The following is an 891-nucleotide window of genomic DNA, read 5'->3' on the forward strand; positions in this document are numbered from 1 at the left end:
GTCATTGCCTTCGGCTTGGCGCTGCTCCTCAACGCCCAGATCCGGGCGCGAAAATTCTTCCGCGTCGTCTTCCTGATGCCGCTGATGCTGTCGCCGGTCGCGGTGTCGTGGATGATCGGAAAATCGCTGATGGAATACAGGTTCGGACCGGCCGCAACGCTGGCGCGCCATCTCGGCTGGGAAAATCCGGCCTTCTTCTCCGATCCGATCATCGCGCGCATATCGATCATGATACTGGATGCCTGGACCTTCATTCCGTTCATGATGATCATGCTGCTGGCCGGGCTGCAGGCGATGTCGCGCGAGGTGCTCGAAGCCGCACGCGTCGACGGCGCCAATGCGTGGCAGACCTTCTGGCAGGTCACCTTCCCGCTGATGCTGCCGGTGTCGGTGACGGCGGTGGTCCTGCGCATCATCTTCAAGCTGAAGCTTGCCGACATCATCATCACCGTGACGTCCGGCGGCCCCGGCGGCGCCACCGATTCCGTGTCGAGCTTCATCTACCGCGAATACCGCGACCGCTCGAATGTCGGCTACGGAACCATGCTGGCGATGGCCTATCTGGTGATCATCGTCGTGTTCGTCACGTGGTTGTTGAAATTTGCCAACCGTTTTGTCCGCAATGTCAATTAAAGCAAGATGGGGGTGAATTGAGCCCGATGAGCGTTCAGACCACCGAATATGTCGCCTCGGAGATCCGCTCGCCGGCGAGCTTCCTCGCCAGCCGCGTCTTCATCTATGGCGCGCTGGCCTTCTGGGCGTTCATCTGCCTGTTCCCGATCTATTGGACGATCACGACCTCGTTCAAAACCGCAGTCGACGTCACGCAAGGCCATCTCATCCCCTTCGTCGACTTCCAGCCGGACTGGAAGGGCTGGCGTTCGCTCGGCC

1 protein-coding gene and 1 pseudogene are annotated in these 891 nt (G+C 60.4%); both read left to right on the forward strand.

What is annotated here, in order from left to right:
• Window positions 1–633, forward strand: a 633-nt coding sequence (locus EN969_RS33160) for a sugar ABC transporter permease (RefSeq protein ID WP_164758758.1), incomplete at its 5' end; no start/stop codon positions are given.
• Between the two features lie 26 nt (window positions 634–659).
• Window positions 660–891, forward strand: a pseudogene (locus EN969_RS33165) (carbohydrate ABC transporter permease); the annotation flags it as partial.

Origin of the sequence: Mesorhizobium sp. M7A.F.Ca.CA.003.01.2.1 (assembly GCF_003998945.1) — a bacterium.
Classification (GTDB): Bacteria; Pseudomonadota; Alphaproteobacteria; order Rhizobiales; family Rhizobiaceae; genus Mesorhizobium; species Mesorhizobium ciceri.